Raw genomic sequence first — 24314 nt, 5'->3', positions numbered from 1 at the left:
AGGTGAACCGCGTCGACAAAGACTCCGGAACCTGATTGCCTGCCCCAACCAATGGAGAAGCACGCGATGACAAACCTTGCTGGGCGCGGTGCAATCGTCACCGGCGGGTTTTCCGGCATGGGCTTCGCCATTGCCACGGCCTTGGCCGAAGCGGGCGCCAATGTCGCCGTCGGGTCCTACATCGCGCCTGCCGGCGCCGACAGATCCGATGCCGCCTATTATCCGGGCGCCGACGAAATCGAGCGCGTACGCTCGGCCCTGTCGGCCCACGGCACCAGGGTGCACGCTGCTCACCTCGACGTCCGTGACAGCGAGATCACCGACCGGTTCGTAGCCGAGGCCGAAACCGCCATCGGCCCTGCCGACATCCTGGTCAACGCGGCCGGCACCACCGCCGAGCAGCCGGTCTGCGGCCATTCCGACGCGCTTTGGGACAAGATCCTCGACACCAACCTGACCGGCGCCTTCCGCGCCACCCGTGCGGTGCTGCCCGGCATGATCGGGCGCGGCTGGGGCCGCATCGTCAACATCGGCTCGACCGCGGCCTCCGTCGGCTGGAAGGACAATCCCGCCTACTGCGCCTCCAAGGCCGGTCTGCTCGGCCTTACCCGCTGCGTGGCGCTGGAGGGGGCCGCGCACGGCATCACCTGCGTCATGCTCAGCCCAACCTGGGTCGAGACCGAACTGATGCGCCGCAACGTGGCGCAGGTGGTCGAGCGCGAGGGCAAGGGGCGCACGGCCGAGGAAGCGATGGCCGAGATCGCCAAGGGCAACCCGCAGCAGCGCATGCTGCAGCCGCAGGAGATCGCCGCACTGGCCGTGTTCCTGTGCTCGGACCTGGCCAAGGGCATCACCATGGAAAACATCCAGATCACCGGCGGAGCGTTGTGGTAGCGCTTGGCGGGTGGGCGTGGCCGAGGCGTCACCAGCTGATCTCTCCCCGTTCGCGCCTGTAAGACAAGGTGACCGGATTTGCCATTGAGGATGCGGTGCGATAGGTTATATTGCACTGCACAATGGAGATGCCGTTTATTGCACGCCCCTGTTTGCGGATATGTCGGCCGGCTTGCGGCCTGCTGGTCTTGGGTCGCGTCGCCGGGACTCTGAGATGAAAATTCCAAAGTCCCTGCTGGTCGATCCCGAGAAGAACTCGGTCTATGGCGCCTTTGCCGTGGCCGTTTCGATCTGGGCGTTCTCCTATTCCGTCATTTTCGGCCAGGTGCTGATCCTGGCCTACTACGCCGTCTGGCTTCCGCTCATCCTGGTCGACTACCGGCGCTTCCTGCGGCAGCTCTCCAGCGCCTGGCTGCCGCTGCTGTTCGCGGCCTATATCTGCTTCTCCATCTTCTGGTCGCAGGCGCCCGGCGTCACCGCCAGAACGGCGGTCCAGTACCTGTCCCACATCGCCTGTGCCTATGTCGCGGCGCGCACCGTCAGCGTGCGCACCCTGACGCTCGGCGCGCTGGTCGGGATCTTCTTCGTCATGCTCTATTCGCTCAAGGTCGGCGCCTATTCCGAGGACGTCCTTGACGGCACCTACAATTTCGTCGGCGCTTTTGCCTCCAAGAACCAGATCGGCTTCGTCGGTTCGCTCGGAATCTATTTCTCCGTGGTGTTCCTCGCTTTCCTGCGGCGTGGCCGGCTGAGTTTCATGCTGACCGTGCCTGTCGTGCTGTTGTCGGCCTATCTGCTGGTCATTTCGCATTCCGCCACGTCGATGGCCTCGATACCGGCGGTCCTGGCGCTGATCGCGCTTCTTGCCATGACCAAGCTTTTGTCGCGGCGCTATCGCAGGGTGATCTTCGTGGTCGGCGCCGGCCTGATCGTCGTGGTGGCCTTTGTCGCCCTCAATCTCGGGCTCATGGACTTCGTGCTTGGCATCTTTGGCAAGGATTCGACGCTGACCGGCCGGACCTATCTGTGGGAGCAGGGCTGGAACGCCGCGCAGCGCTCGCCGATCCTCGGCGTCGGCTATGCCGCCTATTGGGTGCAGGGTTTTGCCGAGGCCGAGCGGCTGTGGAATGAATTCTACATCACCACCCGCACCGGCTTCCACTTCCACAACACCTATGTCGAGGCGCTTGTCGAGCTCGGCTTCACCGGAGCGGTGATGATCTCGCTGATCATGCTGCGCACGCTTTTCGATCATGTCTCGACGGTGATCTTCAAGGCATGGCAGGCCGAATCGGTGGTGCTGTTCGGCGTTATGGTGTTGCTGCTCATCCGCTCCTTCGTCGAGGTCGAGGTCCTCAACCCCTATATCATGGGCTCCTTCCTGATGTATTTCAGCTACTTCAAGCTGGCGCGGCTGCCGGTCACCCGCACGCGCTGGTCGCCGGCCTTCGAGCCGGCGGATGCGCCAAGGGGCGAGCCGGCATGGCCCCGGCATGCCGGCCGTCCGGCGACCGCAGATCAGGCCTGAGCGGTCGCTCGCGGGCGAAGCTTAACGCTCTCCGCAGTTGAGGCCTTTGCCCAATGCCTTCTTGAACGGCACGCTTTATCGTTTCGCGGCCTGAAATCGCACATGGCAAAACCTCCGCCAAGCGGACCGGGCGGAGGTTGGAATTCTTGGTGCTATGGATCGAAGCGCTGGATCGCACCGAAGTGCGGGGCCTACTGGCTGGCCAGCGGCGCCAGCTTGACCTTGATCACATCGCCGGGCAGCACCAGCGTGTCTTCCTTGGCGGCGATTTCGCTGGTCTTGCCGTCGACATTGCGCACCAGCGAATAGAGCAGGGTAGGCTGCTGGTCGTTGGTGATGGCGGCCGTCGTCGCGGGATCGCTGGCCTGGGCGATCAGGCCTTTCTGCATATTCACCTTCAGCGCGGCCTCGTTCAGGTCGGCTTCGGTCTGCTGCCGGTCTGCGGCGAGGCTCGAGCTCAACGTGTTCTGGGCGTCGATGGCGTCCTGCGTCGCCTTGCTGATCGCCTGCTTGGCGGTGAGGATGGCTGTCTCATAATCGAGGATCTTGCCCTGCAGGTCGGTGACGGACTGTTGCGAATCCAGGAGCCTGGCATTGGCGACCAGGCCCTTCTGCGCCAGCGGACCGATGCTTGCGAGCTGCTGCTGTGCCAGGTCGACCTGCTTCTGCTGGTTGACGATCTTCTTCTGCAGCGATTCGATTTCGGCCTGGAGGACGCCCTTGAGATCGTCGAGCGCCTCGAGCTTCAGCTTCAGCGCCTTCTGGTCTGCCGTGAGGATCGTCATCTCATCGGCGACGATGGTCGGCAGCCGCGGATCGTCCTGAACCTCCTTAGGCGCTTCGAAACTCGTCTTGCCGGCCAGATCGGCGTCGATGCGAGCGCGCCTGACGAGCAGCCGCACGCGCTGGTCGTCGGAGATATCGAAATTGCCCTTGGCGGTGACCAGGTCCTTGCCGAGCTGGGGGCCGTAATCGGTGCTGCGCCTCATGCCGCCGGCGACGCTGATCGCTTTCAGCACCGTCAGTTCGGGCACGTAGGGAAACTGGCCGGGGTTCTGCACTTCGCCCGAAATATAGAAAGGCCGGAATTGCGCCATCTCGACCGAGGCCTCGGGCTTGTCCGACAGAGCGAGCTTGTGCTGCAGGGCCTCGCTGATTGCCGCCGCCACTTCCGCCGTGGTCTTGCCGGCCGCCGGCAACTCGCCCACGAAAGGCACCGACAGCGTGCCGCCCGGGCCGACCGTGTATTCGCCGTTCACCGCCGACCAGTCGCGGAACGTGCCTTCGACGGTCTGCCATTCGGCGATTCGGATGTTGAGCTTGTCCTGCGAACCGAGATGGTAGTCTTCGGCCGCGGCAATCCTGGGGAGAAAAGCGAGCGACACCGCAACGCAGGTGGCCATAAGCCGAGAGCGGCCGGAAAGGCGGCCGCTGCCAAAGGCTTCGAACATATCTGTTTTCAACTGAACGTTCCGATCCGTTTTAGCCCCATCGCCCGATGAGCTTGCCGCCGGATGCCGGCGGCCGGTCAGTAAGAGCCGCGTGACATCCAGACGGCCGGCACGGTCTTGATGATGATTCGCACGTCGCCGAACAGCGACCAGTTCTCGACATAGTGGCGGTCGAAAGCGACGCGGCTGTCATAGGAAACGTCGTTGCGGCCGCTGACCTGCCACAGGCCGGTCAGGCCGGGCCGCGACTTCAGATAGTAGACGGCGGCGCTGCCGTAGATCTCCAGCTCGTCGCGCACCACCGGGCGAGGCCCGACAAGGCTCATATCGCCCTGCAGGATGTTGATGATCTGCGGCAGTTCATCAAGGCTGAGCTTGCGCAGCACAGCGCCGACACGGGTAACGCGCGGATCGTTCTTCAACTTGCGGGTGGCTATCCATTCCGCATTCGCCTCCGGATTGGTGGCCAGATAGGCGGCCAGCACCTTGTCGCCGTCCGGAACCATGGTGCGGAATTTCAGGCACGGAAAAATCCGCCCGCCGCGCCCGATTCGCCGATGGCCGTAGAAAATCGATCCACCGTCGGAAAATTTGACCAGCAGCGCTATCATGATGAACAGCGGGCTGAGAGCGATCAGACCAACCAGTGAACCGAAAATATCGAAGCTGCGCTTGATGAGGCCGCCGATCGGCGGCGGAAAATCGGTGTCAGCCTGCGAAAAGCCCGCCGTGGCCGACTTGGCAATATCCCTCATGCGGAAACTCCATGCGTTGAACGAATGGTTCACCACACGATACCAAAAAAATGTTGCAGCGCAACACACAATTTCCCGGCCCGTTGAAATAGTCACGTCATGAATTGACTAAATAATAAGCTAGCAATGCACATTTTTCGGGATGCTTAGCACATTTGTGACAATAAATGGGCAGGCGGAAAAAAATGCGGACCTTTTTGGGGCGAATCCTGGGCAGGCCGTTCTAACTGGCCTGGAATGGTACATATTAGAGCTTTAGGAAGGTGCAAAGTTCCCAACTATTAACATAAAATACTACATAATATTGTAAATTGTACTGAAGCGGATCGGTGGCCTCAGGTTGAGTGAATTGCGGTGGTGTGCGTTGCAGCATGGCAGAGTCGATCGCGGAAGCTCAATCAAAAATATGTGCGGTTGCCCTTGCCGCCTCCTGCTCGCCTTAATAGAATTGCAAATTATACCTGTCAGAGTGGCGACAGGTTGAAAGGCCGGAAGCAACCGGCCGATAGCGGGCACCTTTACAAGCTCGCAGAACAAGGGACGGCGCTCGGGTGGGGCTATCGTTTGATATAACCCGAGCCGGTTTATGGGCTGTTGGGTATGTCGCTTCCAAAATTCATCGTTGGGATGATTTTCGCTCTTGCAATCGTCGTCGCCTGGTCCTGGCTTGGCGGCGCTTCGCTGGGCACGACGCTGCTGCGCGTCATCATCTGCGCGGTGATCATCCAGGCCGGCTATTTCGTCCTGGTCTATGCCATGATTGCCAGGAGTGCGCCGACCCCGGCTGACAGGCTGCGCGAAGCCGAGAGAAAGCTGAGCGCGCCCGACGTGGCCGAAGGCAAGAAGCTGGGCAATGCCCGGCGCAGCCTGCATTAGTTCCTGCAAAGGATATCCGCGGCCTCAGGCGACATTCGCGGGTTCGGGTTCCGACTGTTCCCCCGACAGCATCCTCGACAGCCGGCTCGCCGGCTTAGCTTTCAGCCGCTGATACTGCCCGACTTCCACGACGCGGCCGCCTTCCATGGCCACCACCCAGTCGGCGAAGGCGATCATCGATGGCCGGTGCGCGATGGTGAGGATGGTCATCGCGCCGCGCAATCCGTCGATCGACCGGGCAATCAGCGACTGGTTCTGCCAGTCGAGCGCGCTGGTCGCCTCATCGAGGATGAGCAGCGACGGCTTGCGCAGCAGCGCACGCGCCAGCGCAATGCGTTGGCGCTCGCCGCCGGACAGCCGCACGCCGCGATCGCCGACCACCGTGCCGAGCCCCTGGTCGAGCCGTTCGACGAATTCGCCGGCATGCGCGGCACGCAGCGCGGTCCACAGATCGTCGTCGCTGGCCTGCGGCGCGGCCAGGCGCAGGTTCGCCGCGATCGTGTCATGCAGCAGGAAGACGTCCTGCGGCACATAGGCCACCTGGTCGCGCCAGCGTCGGCGATTGCCGGCATCGATTTCGACGCCGTCGACGAGGATCTTGCCGGCGGTCGGCTCCAGCAGGCCGAGCAGCATGTCGGCGATCGTGCTCTTTCCCGAACCCGAGGGGCCGATCAGGGCCGTGACCTTGCCGGCCGGCAGGCCGAAGGTGATGTCGCTCACCACCGTCTTGCCGGTGCCGTCATCGTAGCCGAAGGAGACGCCGCGAATGTTCAGCCCGGTGTCGAGCGACAGCTTGCCGGCATTTTCAGATTCGGCATGGCCCGGTTCGCGCTCGGCGTCGAAACGCGCCTGCAGGCTGCGCATGGCGGTATAGGCGGGCAGGTTGATCAGCACCTGCTGGGCCTGCGTCTGCATGTCCATGAAGCGCGGCGCGATGCGCATGAAGACCAGGAGCAGCACGACAATTTCGGCCAGCGACAGGTTGAAGCGAACCAGCGCCACATAGATGAACAGGCTGAGGCCCACGACGCTCGCCACCTGGAACACCGCGGTGCCGATCGAACTGTTGCTGACATAGTCAATGTTGTCGGCCTTCATCTTTTCCAGCGTCGCCTGCAGCTGCGCGAAATAGCTGGCCTCGACATTCAGGCTCTTGGCCACCTTGATGCCGCCGAGGAATTCCGAGACCGTCCGGTACTGATCCTGGCGATTGCTGGTCAGGACCCGGCCAAAGGCGGTGGCGCGTGCGCGAAACGGCTGCAGCACCACGAACATCACGATGCCGATGACGATCGCAAACGCCGTCATGACCGGTGAGATGAACATCGAGATCACGAGATAGCCCACCAGAAGCACCGCGATCTGCACCAGCATCAGCAGCGAGAAGGCGGCGCCCTGGACGCGATCGATGTCGCCGGTCAGGGCATGGTCGAGATCGGAGCTGCGCATGCGCGAGAACACGCCCCAGCGCGCCTTGCCGATGCTCTCGAACAGGTTCATGCGCAAACGGTTGATGAAATCGAAGAGAAGCCTGGCCATGTAGACCGACTTGAAGCGGTTGAACGCGGCCTGCACGGCAACCAGCCCGACCAGCGCGCACAGCACCGTCGTCAGCTGCAGCGTCCCGTCCGGCACCAGCCAGCGCACGAAATCATTGTTCGGCAACCGCACCGCGAAATCCTGGTCGGCGCGTCCAACCAGATGCAGCAGCGGCACAAGCAGCAGGATCGAGATGCCTTCCGTCAGGCTGCCGAGGATCAGGAACAGCAGCGCCGTCCAGGTCCGCCGCCCGCCGATCTGGGCGATGACGGCGCCGAACGCGGCGACATCGCGAAACAGCGACAGGCGAAGGATCGATGATTTCGACATAATTGCGCTCACCGCTGCCGACGGATGGCCGCCGGATCTCTGGCCGTGAGGTCCTGGGCCGCCAGGTCGCTTTCGATCAGCGCCACGGCCTCGCCAATCCTGTCGAGCCCGGCCGGAACTTCCAGCCGGAACACGCCGACATGGTTAGCGATTGCTGAACATTGGCGAAAATGCAGCGCCGCGAAATCGCCGGTGAGCGCCGCGCGGCCGAACCGCGTCACATAGGAGAATTTGATGATCGCCGGCAGGGCGGCAATGCCGGGCAAGGGCGTTATCATGGCCGTCGCGCCGCGCTCGAGCACATAGACCCTGGTCGCCGGCACCGTGCCGCCGGAGAAGGCGCCGTGCAGGCGATGCTGCATCTTCTCGATCTGCGGATGAACTTGCGGCCGCACCTCCGCCTGGCCAAGCGAAATCGCCGCCGCGGCGTCAGCCGCAAGCTTAATCTGGGGAAAGCCCGGAACGATCATCGGCGCGTCGGGTCTGGCGAGATCGAGCGCCACGACATCGTCGGTAAGCAATTCATGACCGGCCCGGATCAGCGCGCTTGCCGTCGTCGATTTGCCGGCGCCCTTGTCACCCATGAAGATGGCGCCCCGGCCGGCCACTGCAATGGCACTGGCATGCAGGACGAGCAGGCCACGCTGGTGCAGCAACAGCGCCATCACCGGCCCGAGCAGCGGGAAGGCTAGCAGCGCGTCGTCGACGCCCGGCCCCGGCTCGACGTCGATGCGGCCGGCATCGCTGATCAGGAAGGCGCCGACGGCATCCCATGCCAGATATTGCCGATCAGGCTCGAAGCGGAAGATCGTCGCCGCCTCGGACGAAGGCTTCGGCATGTCGATCGTACCGATGGTGATCAGGATATCCGCTGCCGCCGGCTCCGCCGGCTCCAGCTCGGGCAGCGCGACGTCGGACGCCACGGTCAGGCCATAGGCCCGGTAGTAGCGCCGCTCCCGCACCATCTCGCCATGGGGAGGAGGATCGTCGAGGTATGTGGCAAGCGGCTGGTTGCGCGGCATCATGCGGGGCTCCCGGCGTGCTGGACTTGCCGCAGCCACAGCGACAGCGAGGCTGACCGCCAGACATACTGGACATCCAGCGGCGCTGCCTGATCGGGTTGGCTGAGCAGCCGCGCATGGGCGGCGCTCACCTGCGGCAGGTTGACATAGGGCGCGATACGGCCGGCATCCGAAACCAGCAGCTGTTCCAGGAGGTCGCGGTGGTTGCGCACCATGCCGTTGACCAGATTGGCGGTGAAATCGATCTTGGTGCGCCGCCATTGCACCGCCGCCGGCAGGATGCCCTCCATGGCCCGGCGCAACACATAGCGGCCAAAGCCGTGGCTGAGCTTTTCCTCGCCCGGCAGCGACAGGCAGAATTCAACCAGCGGCTTGTCCCAGAAGGGGTAGCGCGGTTCGACGCCGAAATTGGCCGCCGCCTTGTCGAGCACCTCGAAAGAGTGCGGCACATAGCCGTTGGACAGGATCCAGCGATGGCTGAGCGCGTCGCTGGCCTGGACGCCGGGCGGCATGTATCCGGCCCGGTGGAAGCGGTCGATGATCTCGGTCCGCCTGGCCAGATCCGGATTGATCAGGTCGCGCCAGCCGCGGCCGCGCTGTGTGGGCCTGCGTATCCTGTTGAGAACCCGATCGGCCATCTGTCTCGCCCTGGCGATGCGCCAGGCCGGTCCGTAGAGAGTCAGGAACTGGAAATAGAGGCCGAGCGTGCTGTCGCCATAGGTGTTGGAGGCGCTGCGGACCTCGCGCCAAAGGTCCAGCCACCTTCCGCCATTGGCAAGCTCGTGCAGATGGCCGTGGCCCTGTGAGACGACCTCATCGCCGCCATGGCCGTCAAGCAGCACCTTGATGCCCTTTGCGCCGGCAGTCCGGTAGATGCCGCGGGTCAGCGTCAGGCCCGGCGCCAGGAAGGTGCCCTCCTGTTCCTCCAGCACCCGTTCGAATTCGGCGAAGGGTGCGTAGTTGCCGACAGGGATCAATGTCGGGTCAGTCTTCTGCTGATCGAGCACGGCATCGATGAAGACCCGCTCGTCCATCGGCGAGCCCTTCTCGAAAACCAGCGAGAAGGTTGGCAGCTTTGGTTTCCGCTCGGCGTTCTGCAGGCCGGCGACGCAAGCGATCGACGAGGAATCGAGGCCGCCGCTCAGCATCGCGCCGACCGCCTGGCTTCCGCGCATGCGGTTGCGCACCGATTGCGCGAAGAGATGGGCGAATTCCTCGGCCGCATCCGTCCGACGCGGCCGCGCCGACGGCTCGATCTGCCAGTATCGGCGCAGCACCACCTGTTGCGCGCTGACGGTCAGGCTGTGGCGTGCCGGGAGGCTGAAAATGTCGCTGTAGGGGGTGGATTGCGGATCGTCGGGAAGCCCGGCAAGGAAACCGGAAATCCGGTGCTCGCTGATGCGTGCGCCGACCCCGTCAAGCCCAAGCATCGGCCCGATCTCGGAGGCAAAGGCAAAACGCCGGTCCGCGGCGTGGTAGTAGAATGGCTTGACCCCGAAATGGTCGCGCGCGCAGAACAGCAGCTGCCGCTCGGCGTCCCAGATGGCAAAGGCGAAATCGCCTTGCAGATGCACGGGGCAGGATTCGCCCCAGCGCAGATAGGCGCGCATCACCAATGTCGCGTCGGCGACCGTCCTGTCGCGTATGCCCAGCCTTGCCATCAGCTCGTCGCGATTATCCAGCCGGCAATCGGCGGTGATGGCGAGCTTGCCGCCGGCCATGGTCAGCGGGCCGGGGCCGGCTTCATCCGTGGTGTTGAGCCAGGCGTGGCCAAGCGCGATGCCGCTGTCCAGCCACCACGAATTGCCGTCGGGACCGCGATGGCGCATGCGGGCCAGCATTTGCTGGATGTCGCTCGCCCCGTCCGCCGCCGGCGGTCCCTGTCGCAGCAGGATTCCGGCGACGCCGCTCATCGGCTGCCGTGGTCGACCAGATGCGCGAAACCATCGACGGAGCCGCCAAGCACGACATGGTTGTCGCTGATCAGCCAGGCATGCGCCTTCAACTGCTCGCCCGTGCCGCGTTCGATGCCGATGCGGATGTTGGAGGCATTGCCCTGGCGCGCAAGAATATATTGGCCCGAAAGCGCCTGGGTAAGGCAAGAGGCGCGCGGCACGAACCGTGCGGCTGCGGCAACTCCCCAGGCGACGAGCCGCAGTTCGCCCATGCTGGCGCACTGGCGCGCATTGAGCCGGGTCACCATGCCGCGAACACGGTTGTAGGAGAACAAGGTCAGCCCCAGCCGGACGGTCGCGACCACCAGCAGGCAGTGGCAGAGAAAAAGCGCTTCCGAGCCGCTCAGGGACAAAACCCTGGCCAATCCCCGCCCGGGCCGGCGGTTCGCAGGCCTCGGTCTCTGGTCCGTTGCAGGTCTCTGCCGCGAGGTCATGGCCTTATACGGAACCTGCCTAGACAAGTGCCTCATCGTGCAGCCTCGCAAGTCCGTTTTCGGCCAGGCCCTTCAGCAAGGCGTCGACGTCGGCCTTGCAGCGCTCGGCGTCGACATTGTAGCGCTCAAGCACGGCGCCGCGGATATCGGCGATCGACTTCGGCTCCCGGATCAGCTCCCAGATGAAAGCGCCGACGCCGTTGAGGCTGTAATAGATATTGGATTTCAGGTTGAGAAGCGCGATGCCGTCTCCGAATTCGCAAGCCACGGCATCCCCTGTTGCGATTATGCAATCGTGCTCCGATGGGTTCCAGTTCATGCCAAAACCTCGTTTGCAACACACGGTGTACGCGTCGTCGGTTCAAAAAGGGAAAGTCGGGGATTTTCATCCCCGGCTCCATTCACGGTATTAAATCCCGGAGGCCCAACGTCACTCCTCCAGGATCAGGCTGGTCTCAGGAGAACGTCAGGTCGCCAATCGGGGTGTGCGCGGGAAACGACGCGTCGATTGCCGTGCTGCCACCGCCGCCCTGGGTGATGGTTTCAATCGAACCATGTACCGTCAGGCTTGGCGTTTCGTACTCGTGCTTTTCAACATTCTGTTCCATTTTACTCTCCAATGAGGACTGGAAACGGCCTGTCGAGTGCCGTCAGCACTTTCATGCTGCGATGCAATAGCTGCATGGCAACATTTATGAGTCAAGCGTGATTTACCTCTGGTTAATCAATTACGGGTTGCGGCCGTCACCATGCGTGTCCGAAATGCTCAAGATTCCGCCTCTGTCGAGCTGAAGCAAGATGCAATTTGCCTTCAGCACGGGCGATTCCTTAAGCAATTGAATTTGCTTGCATAAAAAAGTCTATAGCGATGGCGCTTTTTTAGGCATGGCTAAAAAGATGGATTCTTGTTAGCCAACTGCTGCGGATGATCAGAGAAGCGCCTCGATTGGGGCGGAATTTCAGCCCTATGTTGCGCCGCTTTGAGAGAGGGCGGCAAACGCTCTGGTTGCAAAATTTCGCACTGCGAAAGGAAAGACTTTACGGCGTCGAGGTTTTTGAGGATGCTTTGTTTCGCACTTGCAGCATAAACGTCCTGCAAACCGCATTTTGGAGACCATGGGTTCGATGGCCTTGCCGGAAAGTTCCTATGAACGACTTCGCGCCGCCGACTGCGCCGGCGAGATTGCCTATGTGCAGGCCTGCCTGCGCTTGTATTTCTCTGGCGCTGCCTCGACCGGCGATGTCTCGGCGCCTGGCCTTTCCGCCGCGGCCGTCGCCGACATCGCCAGGCTGAACAAGGTCGCCACCTTCGTTCTAAAGGCGCTGTCGCGCGCCCCGGCGGGCGAAAGGCCGGCTGAACTGTTCCAATGGCTCGACACCTATCGCCGGCGGACGGTTTCGATGAACGCCGCCTGCCTCATGGATTCGATGGCGATCCATCAGGTGCTGCGCGACAGGCAGATCGATTTCGTCTTTCTCAAAGGTCCCTTCCAGCAGCATCTGCTCTATGACGACCATTTCATGAAGCCTTCGGGCGATGTCGACATCCTGGTTTCTCCGGCAGGGTTCTCGCGAGCACGCGATGCGCTGCGCTCGATCGGCTATGAGGTCTCGGGCAAGTCACGCTCCGTCTGGTGGGTCCGCTTCCTTGGCGAACAGCACATGATCCGTGGCAACGGGCCTTCCACGGTCGATCTTCATTATCGGCTCCAGCAGCCCGGTTCGCCCAGTCCGCGCGATGCCGACGGGTTTCTGCGGCGCAAGCGGCTGGTCGAGATCACCGGCACCGAAGTGCCGTTCACCTCGGCCGCCGACACGCTGATGCTGTCCTGCATCAGCGTCGCCAAGGCCCTGTTCAACCGCGAACCCTGCGCCGGCTATGTCTGCGATATCAGGGCCAGTGCCAACCGTCTCGACGAGGCCGATCAGCAGCACGTCCTGGACGCGGCGGTGGACCAGGGGTTGGACGACACGCTGCTGCTCGGCCTGCGCGCCGCAGATGTGCTGCTGGGCGCCACCGGCACGCTTTTGTCCGAGCGGGCCAAGCCGATCCTGTCGCGCATCGGCAATGAGGACCTGCTCAACATGGTCATCGCGCCATGGCTGTCGTCCTTGCGGTGGCCGCAACGGCGAACGGTGTTGTGGGAATTGTGCGGCAGGGCTCCCGTCCGCTACCTGGCCGAGGCCGGCTGGGCGGCGTCGGCGGATATCAGCCGCCGCATCTTCGAGCGGCCGGCCAGCCCGTGATGGCGGCGGCGTCGCAACACGTACAGGGCGAGGGCAAATCGGAACCTGTGCAAGAGGCTAACCCATGTCGATGACGAAATCAGAGGTCTGCGTGATCATCGCGGCCAAGAATGCGGCGCGCACGATCGCGGTCGCCATCGCGTCCGCGTTGCGCGAACCCGAGGTCGCGGAGGTCGTCGTCGTCGATGACGGCTCCACCGACAATACCGCCGAGGTAGCCCGCTCCGCCGACGATGGCAGCGGCCGGCTCGAGGTCATGCGCCTCGACGTCAATCGCGGCCCCTCCTTCGCCCGCAATGCCGCGATCGCCGGCTCGAAAGCGCCGTTCATCAGCATCCTGGATGCCGACGACTTCTTCCTCGCGGACCGGTTCCGCAACCTGTTTGCCGTCGCCGACTGGGATTTCGCGGCTGACAACATCATGCTCATCAGGGACGATGCGACGAGCGATGCAACCAAGATCGTCGCCCCGGAATTTGCCGCCGATCCGGAATTCCTTGATTTCGAGCGCTTCGTCGAAGGCAATATCTCCAGGCGCCGCGTGCAAAGAGGCGAGCTTGGCTTCCTGAAGCCGGTGATCAGCCGCGCCTTCCTCGACCGGCACCGATTGCGCTACGATGAAAGCCTGCGGCTGGGCGAGGACTACGAACTCTACGCCCGCGCGGTCGCCCACGGCGCGCGGTTCAAGGTCATCCGTTCCTGCGGTTATGGCGCCATCGTGCGCGCTGATTCGCTGAGCGGCCGCCACAAGACGCAGGATTTGAAGCGACTGGCCGACGCCGATCTGGCGCTGCTGGCGATTGACAGCCTGCCGGAAGGCTCCAAGGCGGTGCTGCGGCGGCACGAGCGGCATGTGCGCGACAAATACCGGCTGCGCAATTTTCTCGACGTGAAGGCCGAGCGCGGGCTGGCTTCGGCCGCGGCCTACGCCTTATCAAGTCAATCCAACCTGGTCCCCATCGTCCAGGGCGTGGCCTCCGACAAGCTGGAGGCGCTGTTTCGGCGCGTTGGCCTCGTGTCCGGGCAAAAACGCGTGCCGCCGCTGCGTTTCCTGATGGCCGGGACAAGTGCTGGCAAGGAGCGGTAAGGGCGGGGGAATGCCTGCTTCACCCGCTAGGAAGCAGGCACTTCGCGCAAACCATTTCCACCGGATTTATGAGTTTACGAATTGGGTGGTTGCCTCACGGCTCCGACGATGGCAGTCTATGTTGCGGTGCAGCAAATTGAACGACCAACCGAACTGGCCCCCGATCGGATTGGTCCGCGTCTCTCCCGTCAAAAGGAGTTGGACGGTGCGGTACGAGCTTTTCAGCCCCGCTTGTGGGGATTGGCCAGTGGTCGGCAAGGTAAGCCGGCGATGACAGGAATTTAAGCCCATGGCCTCGATATTTGGCTTTAGATCAAGGGATCCCGCCCGCGACCGGCAGGCCGACATAGCGCGCCTCGACCGGCTGGCGAAATTGTTCGAGCAGATCGCCGCCGAGATCGAGGCCGAGAAAATCGGCCTCGAGAGCCGCTACCGCAAGACGGCCACCAACGCGGCCTTTCTCGTCGAAGCCATGGAAAACGGCTCCGCTTCCGACAAGCGCTCATCCGAAGTCAGCGCGCTGACGCAATCGATCCTGAATTGCGAGCGCCGCATCGCCGCGCTGTCGCGCCAGGACGGCATGATGAAGGAGCTCCGTCATTCGCTGGGTATGGTCTTCGACGAGGATAGGGCGTCCGATTCGGTCGCCGAGGTCGATTTCACCAGGCCCGCGGGAACCGGCCGGGCGTGACGATAAAGGCATGGGACTACTTCAAAGGCACGATGCAAGCCTCAAAGGGATGATGCAAGACAGAGGGATTTCGGGAGGGGCAAAGAGGAGGCCAAGGTTGGCCCGTTTGGAAGCGGTTCAAACGTCGACTTTGGGTTGGGGACGCACAGCACAAAGGTGAGTTTGGTATGAATTCGGATTCGAAAACCACGTCCATGACAGCAATTGGCGCAACCTGCGTCGCGCATGAGACCCGGCAAGCCGACCTGCGGCGGCTGGGCTTGATCGGCGGGCTGCTTCTGGCTGCGCTCGGCAGCCTCTTTGCGGCTCCCGCGCACGCACAGGATATCCAGTCGGCTCCCTCTTTCGTCGATGATTTCAAGAGCTTCGATCGGTCGCGCTGGTATGTGTCCGATGGCTGGAGCAACGGCAGTCATCAGAATTGCACCTGGTCGAAGGGGCTGGTCGAGCTTTCGGACGGTGTGCTGTCGCTTGGCTTCGAAAAGCAGAAGCTGAAGGATCGCGAGTTCGCCTGCGGCGAGGTCCAGACCAAGCAGCGCTTTGGTTATGGCACCTATGAGGCGCGGTTGAAGACCGATGCCGGCTCCGGCCTCAACGCGGCGTTCTTCACCTATATCGGCCCGTCGGACAAGCAGCCCTGGGACGAGATCGACTTCGAGATCCTGACCAAGGACACCTCCAAGGTGCAGGTCAACGCCTATATCGACGGCAAGGGCAAGAACGAGAAACTGGTCGAGGTGCCGGGCGGCACCGACAAGGCCTTCAACGACTACGCCTTCGTCTGGGAGAAGGACAGTCTGCGCTGGTACGTCAACGGCCAGCTGGTGAACACCATCACCGACCCGGCGAAGCTGCCCAGCCATGCGCAGAAGATTTTCTTCAGCCTTTGGGGCAGCGACACCATGAAGGGCTGGATGGGCGCGTTCGCGGATCCGGGCCGCAAGCTTTCGCTGCAGGTCGAACGCGTCGCCTTCACCGCGCTCGGCGACCCCTGCCAGTTTCCGGAATCGCTCGTATGCAGCGTAAAAGAGTTGGGAAAGACGAATTGAACCGGCCGGACCGAAAACGGGTCGCGGCCATGAATGGGAATGAAACCGAATGAACTTGACGGTGTTTGGAATTGGCTATGTCGGCCTCGTGCAGGCGGCGGTGCTTGCCGAGGTTGGCCACCAGGTTGTTTGCGTCGACATCGATGAAAACAAGGTGGAGCGCCTCAACCAGGGTTTCGTCCCGATCTTCGAGCCAGGCCTCGAAAGCATCGTCAGGGAGAATCACGCCGCCGGCCGCATCAAATTCACCACCGATGCCGCGGCCGCCGTCCGGCACGGTGAAATCCAGATGATCGCGGTCGGCACGCCGCCCGGCGAGGACGGCTCGGCCGACCTCAAATATGTGCTGGCGGTCGCCGAAACCATCGGCCGCGAGATGGACACCGCCAAGATCGTCGTCGGCAAGTCGACCGTCCCGGTCGGCACCTGCGAAAAGGTGAAGGCCAGGATCGCCGAGACGCTGAAGAAGAGAGGGCGCGAGGACCTGAGCTTCGACGTCGCCTCCAATCCCGAATTTCTCAAGGAAGGCTCGGCCGTCGCCGACTGCATGAAGCCCGACCGCATCATCGTCGGTACTTCGAGCGAGGAGACCGAGGCGGTGATGCGCGAGCTCTACGCGCCCTTCAACCGCAACCACGAAAAGATGATCGTGATGGACGTGCGCAGCGCCGAATTCACGAAATACGCCGCCAACTGCATGCTGGCCACCAAGATCAGCTTCATGAACGAGATGGCCAATCTGGCCGAGCAGCTCGGCGCCGACATCGAGGAGGTGCGCAAGGGCATCGGCAGCGATCCGCGCATCGGCTACCACTTCATCTATCCGGGTCTCGGCTATGGCGGCTCGTGCTTTCCCAAGGACGTCCGTGCCCTGATCAAGACCGCCGAGGGCGTCAAGTTCGACGCCAAGCTGCTGCGTGCCGTCGAGGAGCGCAACAACGACCAGAAATCCGTGCTGTTCGACAAGGTGAACCGCTATTTCAAGGGCAATCTCAAGGGCAAGACCTTTGCGCTCTGGGGCCTTGCCTTCAAGCCCAACACCGACGACATGCGCGAGGCGCCGGCGCGCGTCCTGATGGAAGCGCTGTGGAACGCCGGCGCGACCGTGCAGGCTTACGATCCCGAGGCGATGCAGGAATGCCAGGCCATCTACGGCCTGCGCGACGACCTGATGCTGTGCGGCACCAAGGAAGCGGCCCTGCGCGGCGCCGATGCGCTGCTCATCGCCACCGAATGGAAGAGTTTCCGCGCCCCGTCCTTCGATGCGTTGAAGGACGCGCTGACCACACCGGTCATCTTCGACGGCCGCAACCTCTACGACCCCAAGGTCGTGGCGCGCTACGGCATCGAATATCACTCGATCGGCAGAATGGCGGCATGACAACGAGTGTGGAAGGCAAGCAGGATTTTGCACACGCGCGCGGCGCGGAAAGGAGTTGTGGCTGATGGTGCTGGACGTAAAGCCGGAGCAAATCACCAAGGATCATTTCGATCTCATCGCGATCGGTTCCGGCTTCGGTTCGGCCTTCTTCCTGCACGAGTTCGCCAAGCGGCGTAAGGCGCGCATCCTGGTGCTGGAATGGGGTCGGCACAACACGCATGAATGGCAGCTCGGCGAGAACGCCAACACCGACATCGACGACGAGACGACCTACAAGACCAACTCCGACAAGCCGTGGAACTACACGATCGGACTGGGTGGCGGGACCAACTGCTGGTTCGCGCAGACGCCGAGGTTCCATCCCAACGACTTCAGGCTGAAAAGCGCCTATGGCATCGGCAATGACTGGCCGATCAGCTATGACGATGTCGAGCCGTTCTACTGCGATGCCGAAGAGATCATGTCGATCTCCGGCGATCCGGACATGGCGGCGATGCTGCCGCGCTCGAAGCCGTTTCCGCAACCGCCGCATCGCATGTCGACGCCCGACAGGATGATGAAGGCGGCCCAGCCCGACCAGCACTTCGTCATGCCGACCGCCCGCGCCCGGGTGCCGACCGCACAGCGCACCTCATGCTGTGCCAACCTGCGCTGCTGGCTGTGCCCGGTCGACGCGAAATTCACTGTCAACAACGGCCTGATGCATGTCTTCGAGCATCCCGACGTTTCGGTCTGCCTCGGCGCGGAAGTGCGCAGGCTCGATCAGGTCGGCGGCACGGTCCGTTCGGTCACCTTCGTTCATGACGGCAAGGAGTATCAGGTCAGCGGCGACCTCTTCATTCTCGGCGCCAACGCCATCCAGAGCGCTGCGATCATGCTGCGCTCCGGCCTGGGAGACGAATTCGTCGGGCGCGGCCTGCATGAATCCTATGGCTGGAATTTCGAGGTCTATCTCGACGGCGTCGACAATTTCGACGGCAGCACCATCACCACCGGCCTGAATTTCGGCCTCTATGACGGTCCGCACCGGTCCGAGCACGCGGCCGCACTGGTCTATTTCGAAAACCGCTGGCAGCACGGGATGCGCGCCGAGAAGGGGCGGCTGCGCCAGACGCTGCCGCTGGTCGTGGTCACCGAAAACCTGCTCGATGACGAGAATTTCGTCACCCTCGACGAGGACGACAATGCCTTTGTCTCCTTCAAGGCGCCGTCGGACTATGCGGTCAAGGGCATGGCCCGGGCGCTGGACAAATTGCCGGGACTGCTTGCCCCGCTGCCGGTCGAACGGCTTTTTGATCGCGGCATAAGGCCGACGGAATCGCATGTCCAGGGCACGCTGAGGATGGGCACCGGCCCGGCCGATTCGGTGATCGACAGCAACATGATCCATCACCGGTTGAGAAACCTGGTTGTCGTCGGCACCAGCACCTATCCGAGCTGCTCCTGCGCCAACCCAAGCCTGACCGCGGCGGCTTTGTCGCTGCGGGCGGCGAGCCGGATCGCGTGAGAGGAGGAGGCCGATGATCGAAGTCACACGGCGTTCGGCACTGGCCATCATGGCGGGCGGCGTTGCCTCGACAGGCGTCGCCTACGCGGCCGTCTCCTCGTTTTCGGACGAGGATCTGGTTCGCGTCTCGCTGGAAAAATATCTCGGCAGGCTGAACATGCGCATCGAGCATCTGCAGCAGTTCGTGCTGGAGTTCCGCAACCGCAATCCCTGGATATTTCCGAGCCAAAAGCTGGGCGATGCCGTCACCTTGCTTGAAAAGACCAAGCTCGGCCAGGCGCGCGGATTGCTGCCGCGGCAGAAGCAGCATGATCTCAGGCATTTCGATCGCTGGGCCGTCGCCGAGTTCCATATGCTGACGGACTATGCCTGGCGCAGTTCGCCCGACGACCCCATCCGGTTCACCGGATGGAACTCATGCACCAATCCGTTCGCGACGCTTGATCCGCCACAGAGCGCTTGAGGCGCCTTCGACGCGGCTCTTCATCGGCCGCATGACTGAAACGCGAGAAGACCAGGAGCCAGGATCATGAAAGTCCTCTTTGCCAGCGGCAACGGCTATCCGCCCGAGTTCGGTGGCGGCGTCCAATCCAGCACGCATCATCTGGTGCAGCAGCTGATCGAACATGGCCATGAGGCATCGGTGCTCGCCGCCCTGTTCGGCGACGGCATGTTCGGCCTCAAGGCGCGCGCCAAGATGAAGCTCATGCGGCGACCGGCGGTCGTCGACAGCTTTCCCGGTTACCCGGTGATCAGGACATGGTTTCCCTGGGAGGCGGCAGGGTTTGCCGTCAAGAAACTGAAGCCGGACGTGACGGTGGTCCAGTGCCACAAATCGGTTCCGCTCGGCAAAGCGCTGCAGGCCGAGGGCGTGCCGCTGGTCGTCTATCTCAGAAATGTCGAGTTCCACGAGCTGGGCGGTGATTTGCGCGAGTTGGGTTCCGCACTCTACATCGCGAATTCGGAATTCACCGCGCGCAGCTACAAACGGGAATTCGGCATCGAGGCGACGGTCATCCCGCCGACCATCAACCCGACGCAGTACAGCACGCCGACCACGGGCCAGTTCGTCACCCTGATCAATCCCTATGAGGAAAAGGGCTTCGAACTGGCGGTGCGCATTGCCGGCGCCTGCCCGGAAATCCCGTTCCTGTTCGTTGAAAGCTGGAAGCTCGAGGACGATCATCGCGCGCGCATCGAAGAGACGATCGCGCCGCTCGGCAATGTCACGCTGGAGAGCCGCACCAACGACATGAAGACGGTCTACGGCCGCACCAGGATCCTGCTTGCGCCCTCGAAATGGGAGGAGGCCTGGGGCCGCGTCGCATCCGAGGCCCATTGCAGCGGCATCCCGGTCGTCGGCTCACGGCGCGGCGGCCTGCCCGAGGCCATCGGCCCCGGCGGCACGGTGCTCGACTATGACGCGCCGCTCATCGACTGGGTCGCGGCCGTCAGGCTGCTGTGGAACGACAACAAGGAATATGAGCGGGTCTCGGGTCTGGCGCGCGGCTTCGCGGCGCGTCCGGAACTCGATCCCGATCGCCAGTTCGTCACCTTCTTCTCGATCCTGGACAGGGCGGTGCGGCAGCGCGCGCTGCAGGCGGCGTAGCCAGCGTTCGGGAAGGCCGCCCGATCAAGCCGGGCGCTTGACCCGGCTTTTCAGCGTTTCGTAGCCGCGGGCGCCAAGCAGGGCGCGGGCGAGCGCCTTGGCGGCGCCCTTGCGGCCTTGCTGCGAGTTGATCTGCCGCAGCCTGGCCGGCAGGTTGCGCGCTGCCTGGCCGAGCGCCGGCAGCGACAGCGCGTCGGGGAAGCTCACCATATGCGTTTCGACGCACAGCACCGGCTTGCCCGACAGTTCCGTGATCTTCAGCGCCTGCGCATGCTCGCTTTCGATGAACAGGATGGCATTGGATTTGCGGTAGAAATCGGCCTTGAAACTGCCATGCGCGCCGAGCCGCTGGCGCTCCGCCTTGCTCGGCAGGTCGAGCATGATCAGCTGGTCGTACAGGATGCCGTTCTTGGCCAGCCACGCCTCGGTCAGCGCGCGGTATTTCTCCAGCCGGCTGGTGACCAGCCAGCCGATCCTGTGGGTCGGCGCGTGAAGCGGCCGCGCTTCGCTGAGGAACTTCTCATAGGCCGGACCATCGTCGTTTTCCGCCTCGGTCGGATCGAGGCACAGCACGCCGTCTATGTCGACGCAGCACTCTCCCAGGAATTTGTGATGCATGAAATTCCACTGGAACATGCGCGGATGCGGCACGACCTCGAAGACGACGTCGATTTCCTGATGCTGCGGCTGCAGGCCGAACACGGCGGCATAGGTGAAGTCGGCCTCGATGCCGGCGGCCTGGATGCGGGCACGGGCGTCGCGCATGGCGTTGCCGCCGGCGACGCTGTCGTCGATCACCAGCACCTTGCGCATGTCCGAGACCTTACGGTCGAGCGCTGCGCGCCGCTTGGTGACGCCTGATGTGTAGACCCGGCCTTCCAGGAAGCTATCCAGGTCGGTCATAGGAATGTTCGCCGCAAGGCTGACCAGCGTCGCGGCCAGCACGCCGCTTCTGGGCACGCCGACCACCAAGTCGATGTCGCGCGGCAGCCGGTGAAGGTTGCCGACGATGGTGTCGTTCATGTCGGAGATCGATCGGTAGTGCATGGATCAGACCTGATGTTCGTGTGGATGGGTTAGCCGGCAAAGGCGCCGAAATTATTGCGCCTCGCGCGGCGTTGCCGCCGGCTGTCTTGCCGGCAGCATTTTCACGGCCTCACGCAAGGCCTCGCGGCCGGATGCGAAGGCCAGCGCGACGACAATGGTGATGAGGTAGGCAAGGACGGCGCCGCTGGCCAAGGCGACGACATGCTGCTGCGGCAGCATCGGCTTGATCAGCCAGACCGCCGCCAGCGCCAGATGCGCGCCGAGCACGAACGGCGTTGCGGCGCGCAGCACATGGCTGGCTTGCAGCGGTCCGCTCCTGCCGACATAGAGCCACAGGAACGGCGTGCGCAGATATTCGCTGACCGCATAGGCGATCGCCACGCCGAGCGCGCCATAGGGCAGGCCGATCGCGAAGGCGAGCACCGAGGTCACGGCCGTGATGATGCCCCAGCGCATGAAGTCGCCGGAGCGGCCCTGGCTGACGAAAAGCCAGCCAGCCGGGTTGTTGAGCGGCTGCAGCAGCCCGGCAAAGCCGAGCGCCAGGAAGATCGCGGCACTTGCGCGCCACTGTTCGCCGAGAACGAAGGGGATCAGCACATCCGACATCGCGGTGGCGAAGGCGACGCCGGGCAGCGCCACCAGAAGGATCAGCGGCATGACGCGCAGATAGGCACTGCGGTAGCGGTCCGGTTCGTCCTTCAGCCTGGACAGCGCCGGCACCATGACCTTCGACAGCGGATTGGTGATCTGGCTGAGCGGGAACAGAAGCAGCTTGTAGGCGCGGTCGTAGAGGCCGAGTTGCTGCTCGCCCCAGTATTTGCCGATCAGCACATTGTCGAGGTTGCGGGCGAAGAAATTGGCGAAGTTGAAGCCGGTAATGCCGGCGCCGAAATTGATCAGCTCGCCGATCCCGGCGACCTTGCGCGGCAGGCCGGGCCGCCAGCGCGAGCTTGCCCAGTAGCACAGCGTCGGCAGCACCGCGCCGGTCAGCGTGCCGGCAAAAAGCGCCCAGTAGGAGCGGTCGATGAAGGTCCAGGCGATCGATACGACCAACCCGGCGACGGCACTGGCGACGTCGATGACCGCCAGGCGGCCGAACTGCATGCGCCGCGTCAAAAGCGCCAGGTGCTGGGCGCCGAGCCCATAGGCCATGATCTGCAGCCCGAACGCGGCGACCAGCCCGGCCACGCGCGGCTCGCCATAGAAGGCGGCGACCAGCGGTGCCGCGCCCGCGAGCACGCAGGCAAGGATCGCGCTGACCGCGACATTGATCCAGAAGAGGTAGTTCACCTCCTCGTGGCGGATGCCCGATTTCTGGATCGTTGCCTGGGTCAGGCCGAAATCCTGGAACAGCGCGATGAAGGCCAGCACCGGCGCGCACATCGCCACGACGCCGAAATCCTGCGGCGACAGCAGCCGCGACAGCACGATGACGGATATGATCTGTGTCGCGACCCGCACCGATTGCGACATGGCGGTCACCACCGCGCCGCGCCCGACCGATTTGCGCAGCGAGCCTTCCGGCGGATCGAATGGGTTGGCTTCCAAATTCAGGATTCCTGATTTTTGCGCGAATTTCCGTACCTTGAAAATCCATGCCCGCCGCCAGCCCCAAACTACGGCAATAATTTTGCAGTGCAACAGAAAATGTCCATGGCGGCGCCAAAAATGTTGCGATGCAGCAAGAGCTGTACTAGCATCCCTGTGGGTGGGGTCAAACAGCGGTCGAGTTTTCATGCTGCATGTCTTGTACCTGGTGCACGATGTTTCCGATCCGGCGGTTCGCCGACGGGTCACAATGCTCAGGACAGGCGGCGCCCGGGTCACCCTGGCGGGCTTTCGCCGCACCGCAACCCCGATTTCCGATATAGAAGGATTGCAGCCGATCGACCTCGGCGCGACGCGCGACGGCCGATTCGCCCAGCGTCTGGCGGCGGTGGCGAAAGCGACGGTTTCGATCGGCGCGAAGTTGAAAGGCATGCCGCGGCCCGATCTCATCATCGCGCGCAATCTGGAAATGCTGGCGCTGGCGCGCCGCGCCAGGTCGGCTTTCGGCACCGCTGTGCCGATCGTCTATGAATGTCTCGACATCCACCGCCTTGTGCTCCGCGACGACATGCTGGGCAAGGCGCTGCGCGCCACGGAACGCCATCTGGCGCGCGACGTGAAGCTGCTGGTGACCAGTTCGCCCGCCTTCATCGCCAATTATTTCAAGCCCTTCCGCCAGGTCGCCGCCCCCGTCGAGCTGGTCGAGAACAAATATTTCGAGGCCGCGGCGATCCTGCCCGGCGAGCGTGAGCCGGTGGAAGCGCCTGCCGCCCCGCCATGGCGAATCGGCTGGTTCGGAGCGCTGCGCTGCCGGCGTTCGCTCAAGCTTCTGGCCGATTTCACCCATCGCATGGATGGACGTTTCGAAGTCGTGCTGCGCGGGCGTCCGGCGCTCTCCGAATTCCCGGATTTCCACGCCTTCGTCGATGCCGAACCTTATCTGTCGTTTCGCGGACCCTATCGCAATCCGGAGGACATGGCGGGGATCTATCAGGACGTGCATTTCTCCTGGGCGATAGATTTCTTCGAGGAGGGGCAGAATTCGGAATGGCTGCTGCCCAACCGCCTCTATGAAGGCTGCCGCTTCGGGGCGGTGCCGATCTCGATGGGCCATACCGAAACCGGACGGTTCCTCAGCCGGCAGGACATCGGCGTCCTGTTGCCCAAGGCGACGCCCGACGCGCTTGAAACCGCACTCGGCACGATGGACGAGCATCGCTTCGGCAGGCTGAAGGCGCGCGTGCTGGCCCGCAATCCGAGGACGTGGAGCTACGATCGCAGCGACTGCAGCGCGCTGGTCGAAAAACTGCGCCGCCTGACCACCGTGCGCGAACCCCTCGCGGCCGAGGCCCTGGCATAGGATG

At 63.3% G+C, this 24314-nt stretch carries 22 protein-coding genes; 12 read left to right on the top strand and 10 right to left on the bottom strand.

Annotated features, from left to right (window positions below):
- Nucleotides 1-66: 66 nt before the first annotated feature.
- Together AC1DPX_RS01750 and AC1DPX_RS01745 are read left to right on the top strand one after the other, a co-directional pair.
- On the top strand, nucleotides 67-894 hold the full coding sequence (locus AC1DPX_RS01750) for an SDR family NAD(P)-dependent oxidoreductase (protein WP_202356536.1): 828 nt from the start codon (nucleotides 67-69) through the stop codon (nucleotides 892-894).
- A 214-nt stretch (nucleotides 895-1108) separates the two neighbouring features.
- Nucleotides 1109-2422, top strand: a complete 1314-nt coding sequence (locus tag AC1DPX_RS01745) for an O-antigen ligase family protein (protein WP_477234176.1) — start codon at nucleotides 1109-1111, stop codon at nucleotides 2420-2422.
- A gap of 191 nt (nucleotides 2423-2613) precedes the next feature.
- On the opposite strand, the gene AC1DPX_RS01740 is transcribed toward AC1DPX_RS01745, so the two are convergent.
- Both AC1DPX_RS01740 and AC1DPX_RS01735 read right to left on the bottom strand, forming a co-directional pair.
- Nucleotides 2614-3873, bottom strand: coding sequence for a polysaccharide biosynthesis/export family protein (locus AC1DPX_RS01740; protein ID WP_477234174.1), 1260 nt, complete (start codon nucleotides 3871-3873; stop codon nucleotides 2614-2616).
- 77 nt (nucleotides 3874-3950) lie between these two features.
- Nucleotides 3951-4628, bottom strand: coding sequence for a sugar transferase (locus tag AC1DPX_RS01735; RefSeq protein WP_202356533.1), 678 nt, complete (start codon nucleotides 4626-4628; stop codon nucleotides 3951-3953).
- Between the two features lie 600 nt (nucleotides 4629-5228).
- Between AC1DPX_RS01735 and AC1DPX_RS01730 the strand changes: the two genes are divergently transcribed.
- Nucleotides 5229-5504, top strand: a complete 276-nt coding sequence (locus AC1DPX_RS01730) for an exopolysaccharide production repressor exox (protein WP_202356532.1) — start codon at nucleotides 5229-5231, stop codon at nucleotides 5502-5504.
- 24 nt (nucleotides 5505-5528) lie between these two features.
- Here AC1DPX_RS01730 and AC1DPX_RS01725 read toward each other — a convergent pair whose 3' ends face one another.
- From AC1DPX_RS01725 to AC1DPX_RS01700, 6 genes are all read right to left on the bottom strand, one after another.
- Nucleotides 5529-7373 carry an ABC transporter ATP-binding protein gene (locus AC1DPX_RS01725; protein WP_477234172.1) on the bottom strand — a complete coding sequence of 615 codons (1845 nt, stop codon included), beginning with the start codon at nucleotides 7371-7373 and terminating at the stop codon, nucleotides 5529-5531.
- Nucleotides 7374-7381: 8 nt separating this feature from the next.
- Nucleotides 7382-8398: a phosphoenolpyruvate carboxykinase (ATP) gene (locus tag AC1DPX_RS01720; RefSeq protein ID WP_477234171.1), complete on the bottom strand. Its 1017-nt coding sequence runs from the start codon at nucleotides 8396-8398 to the stop codon at nucleotides 7382-7384.
- Nucleotides 8395-10308 carry a lasso peptide isopeptide bond-forming cyclase gene (locus AC1DPX_RS01715; protein ID WP_477234169.1) on the bottom strand — a complete coding sequence of 638 codons (1914 nt, stop codon included), beginning with the start codon at nucleotides 10306-10308 and terminating at the stop codon, nucleotides 8395-8397. Before AC1DPX_RS01715 ends, AC1DPX_RS01720 begins: the two co-directional genes overlap by 4 nt.
- Nucleotides 10305-10715: a lasso peptide biosynthesis B2 protein gene (locus tag AC1DPX_RS01710; protein WP_477234167.1), complete on the bottom strand. Its 411-nt coding sequence runs from the start codon at nucleotides 10713-10715 to the stop codon at nucleotides 10305-10307. The genes AC1DPX_RS01715 and AC1DPX_RS01710 overlap by 4 nt, the downstream gene beginning before the upstream one ends.
- A gap of 88 nt (nucleotides 10716-10803) precedes the next feature.
- Nucleotides 10804-11103 carry a PqqD family protein gene (locus AC1DPX_RS01705; protein ID WP_477234165.1) on the bottom strand — a complete coding sequence of 100 codons (300 nt, stop codon included), beginning with the start codon at nucleotides 11101-11103 and terminating at the stop codon, nucleotides 10804-10806.
- 136 nt (nucleotides 11104-11239) lie between these two features.
- Nucleotides 11240-11392 carry a lasso peptide gene (locus AC1DPX_RS01700; protein WP_010913078.1) on the bottom strand — a complete coding sequence of 51 codons (153 nt, stop codon included), beginning with the start codon at nucleotides 11390-11392 and terminating at the stop codon, nucleotides 11240-11242.
- 517 nt (nucleotides 11393-11909) lie between these two features.
- Between AC1DPX_RS01700 and AC1DPX_RS01695 the strand changes: the two genes are divergently transcribed.
- The 8 genes from AC1DPX_RS01695 (at nucleotide 11910) to AC1DPX_RS01660 (ending at nucleotide 20355) form a co-directional block, all read left to right on the top strand.
- The gene (locus AC1DPX_RS01695) at nucleotides 11910-13031 is read left to right on the top strand and encodes a nucleotidyltransferase family protein (protein ID WP_477234163.1); all 1122 of its coding nucleotides are present in this window, start codon (nucleotides 11910-11912) and stop codon (nucleotides 13029-13031) included.
- A 64-nt stretch (nucleotides 13032-13095) separates the two neighbouring features.
- Complete coding sequence (locus AC1DPX_RS01690; protein ID WP_477234161.1) at nucleotides 13096-14118, top strand: glycosyltransferase family 2 protein; 1023 nt, start codon at nucleotides 13096-13098, stop codon at nucleotides 14116-14118.
- A 289-nt stretch (nucleotides 14119-14407) separates the two neighbouring features.
- Nucleotides 14408-14809, top strand: a complete 402-nt coding sequence (locus AC1DPX_RS01685) for a hypothetical protein (protein WP_477234159.1) — start codon at nucleotides 14408-14410, stop codon at nucleotides 14807-14809.
- A 167-nt stretch (nucleotides 14810-14976) separates the two neighbouring features.
- The gene (gene exoK / locus AC1DPX_RS01680; protein WP_202356523.1) at nucleotides 14977-15858 is read left to right on the top strand and encodes an endo-1,3-1,4-beta-glycanase ExoK; all 882 of its coding nucleotides are present in this window, start codon (nucleotides 14977-14979) and stop codon (nucleotides 15856-15858) included.
- 49 nt (nucleotides 15859-15907) lie between these two features.
- A complete protein-coding gene (locus AC1DPX_RS01675; protein ID WP_477234157.1) occupies nucleotides 15908-17239 on the top strand; it encodes a UDP-glucose dehydrogenase family protein in 1332 nt (443 codons plus the stop codon).
- 64 nt (nucleotides 17240-17303) lie between these two features.
- Nucleotides 17304-18746: a GMC oxidoreductase gene (locus tag AC1DPX_RS01670; RefSeq protein ID WP_477234155.1), complete on the top strand. Its 1443-nt coding sequence runs from the start codon at nucleotides 17304-17306 to the stop codon at nucleotides 18744-18746.
- 13 nt (nucleotides 18747-18759) lie between these two features.
- A complete protein-coding gene (locus AC1DPX_RS01665) occupies nucleotides 18760-19209 on the top strand; it encodes a hypothetical protein (RefSeq protein WP_477234154.1) in 450 nt (149 codons plus the stop codon).
- Between the two features lie 66 nt (nucleotides 19210-19275).
- Complete coding sequence (locus AC1DPX_RS01660; RefSeq protein WP_477234152.1) at nucleotides 19276-20355, top strand: glycosyltransferase; 1080 nt, start codon at nucleotides 19276-19278, stop codon at nucleotides 20353-20355.
- A 24-nt stretch (nucleotides 20356-20379) separates the two neighbouring features.
- Here AC1DPX_RS01660 and AC1DPX_RS01655 read toward each other — a convergent pair whose 3' ends face one another.
- Together AC1DPX_RS01655 and AC1DPX_RS01650 are read right to left on the bottom strand one after the other, a co-directional pair.
- Nucleotides 20380-21402, bottom strand: coding sequence for a phosphoribosyltransferase family protein (locus AC1DPX_RS01655; RefSeq protein WP_202356518.1), 1023 nt, complete (start codon nucleotides 21400-21402; stop codon nucleotides 20380-20382).
- A gap of 51 nt (nucleotides 21403-21453) precedes the next feature.
- Entirely contained in the window at nucleotides 21454-22950 is a 1497-nt protein-coding gene (locus AC1DPX_RS01650) for a lipopolysaccharide biosynthesis protein (protein ID WP_202356517.1), read from the bottom strand.
- Nucleotides 22951-23137: 187 nt separating this feature from the next.
- Here AC1DPX_RS01650 and AC1DPX_RS01645 point away from each other — a divergent pair, with 187 nt between their 5' ends.
- Nucleotides 23138-24310 (top strand): glycosyl transferase family 1, encoded by a 1173-nt coding sequence (locus AC1DPX_RS01645; RefSeq protein ID WP_477234150.1) that lies wholly within the window; start codon nucleotides 23138-23140, stop codon nucleotides 24308-24310.
- The last annotated feature ends 4 nt before the right edge of the window (nucleotides 24311-24314 follow it).

Source organism: Mesorhizobium sp. 01N446 (assembly GCF_056399285.1).
Note: the sequence above shows the minus strand (reverse complement) of the source record. Positions and strands in the feature narration are given on the sequence as shown.

Coding starts and splice junctions, on each gene's coding strand:
- AC1DPX_RS01695 (WP_477234163.1), top strand. CDS start 11,910: ATGGCCTTGCCGGAAAGTTCCTATGAACGACTTCGCGCCGCCGACTGC.
- AC1DPX_RS01750 (WP_202356536.1), top strand. CDS start 67: ATGACAAACCTTGCTGGGCGCGGTGCAATCGTCACCGGCGGGTTTTCC.
- AC1DPX_RS01705 (WP_477234165.1), bottom strand. CDS start 11,103: ATGAACTGGAACCCATCGGAGCACGATTGCATAATCGCAACAGGGGAT.
- AC1DPX_RS01700 (WP_010913078.1), bottom strand. CDS start 11,392: ATGGAACAGAATGTTGAAAAGCACGAGTACGAAACGCCAAGCCTGACG.
- AC1DPX_RS01690 (WP_477234161.1), top strand. CDS start 13,096: ATGTCGATGACGAAATCAGAGGTCTGCGTGATCATCGCGGCCAAGAAT.
- AC1DPX_RS01730 (WP_202356532.1), top strand. CDS start 5,229: ATGTCGCTTCCAAAATTCATCGTTGGGATGATTTTCGCTCTTGCAATC.
- AC1DPX_RS01645 (WP_477234150.1), top strand. CDS start 23,138: ATGCTGCATGTCTTGTACCTGGTGCACGATGTTTCCGATCCGGCGGTT.
- AC1DPX_RS01675 (WP_477234157.1), top strand. CDS start 15,908: ATGAACTTGACGGTGTTTGGAATTGGCTATGTCGGCCTCGTGCAGGCG.
- AC1DPX_RS01655 (WP_202356518.1), bottom strand. CDS start 21,402: ATGCACTACCGATCGATCTCCGACATGAACGACACCATCGTCGGCAAC.
- AC1DPX_RS01720 (WP_477234171.1), bottom strand. CDS start 8,398: ATGATGCCGCGCAACCAGCCGCTTGCCACATACCTCGACGATCCTCCT.
- AC1DPX_RS01715 (WP_477234169.1), bottom strand. CDS start 10,308: ATGAGCGGCGTCGCCGGAATCCTGCTGCGACAGGGACCGCCGGCGGCG.
- AC1DPX_RS01665 (WP_477234154.1), top strand. CDS start 18,760: ATGATCGAAGTCACACGGCGTTCGGCACTGGCCATCATGGCGGGCGGC.
- AC1DPX_RS01740 (WP_477234174.1), bottom strand. CDS start 3,873: ATGTTCGAAGCCTTTGGCAGCGGCCGCCTTTCCGGCCGCTCTCGGCTT.
- AC1DPX_RS01670 (WP_477234155.1), top strand. CDS start 17,304: ATGGTGCTGGACGTAAAGCCGGAGCAAATCACCAAGGATCATTTCGAT.
- AC1DPX_RS01735 (WP_202356533.1), bottom strand. CDS start 4,628: ATGAGGGATATTGCCAAGTCGGCCACGGCGGGCTTTTCGCAGGCTGAC.
- AC1DPX_RS01660 (WP_477234152.1), top strand. CDS start 19,276: ATGAAAGTCCTCTTTGCCAGCGGCAACGGCTATCCGCCCGAGTTCGGT.
- AC1DPX_RS01745 (WP_477234176.1), top strand. CDS start 1,109: ATGAAAATTCCAAAGTCCCTGCTGGTCGATCCCGAGAAGAACTCGGTC.
- AC1DPX_RS01685 (WP_477234159.1), top strand. CDS start 14,408: ATGGCCTCGATATTTGGCTTTAGATCAAGGGATCCCGCCCGCGACCGG.
- AC1DPX_RS01725 (WP_477234172.1), bottom strand. CDS start 7,373: ATGTCGAAATCATCGATCCTTCGCCTGTCGCTGTTTCGCGATGTCGCC.
- exoK (WP_202356523.1), top strand. CDS start 14,977: ATGAATTCGGATTCGAAAACCACGTCCATGACAGCAATTGGCGCAACC.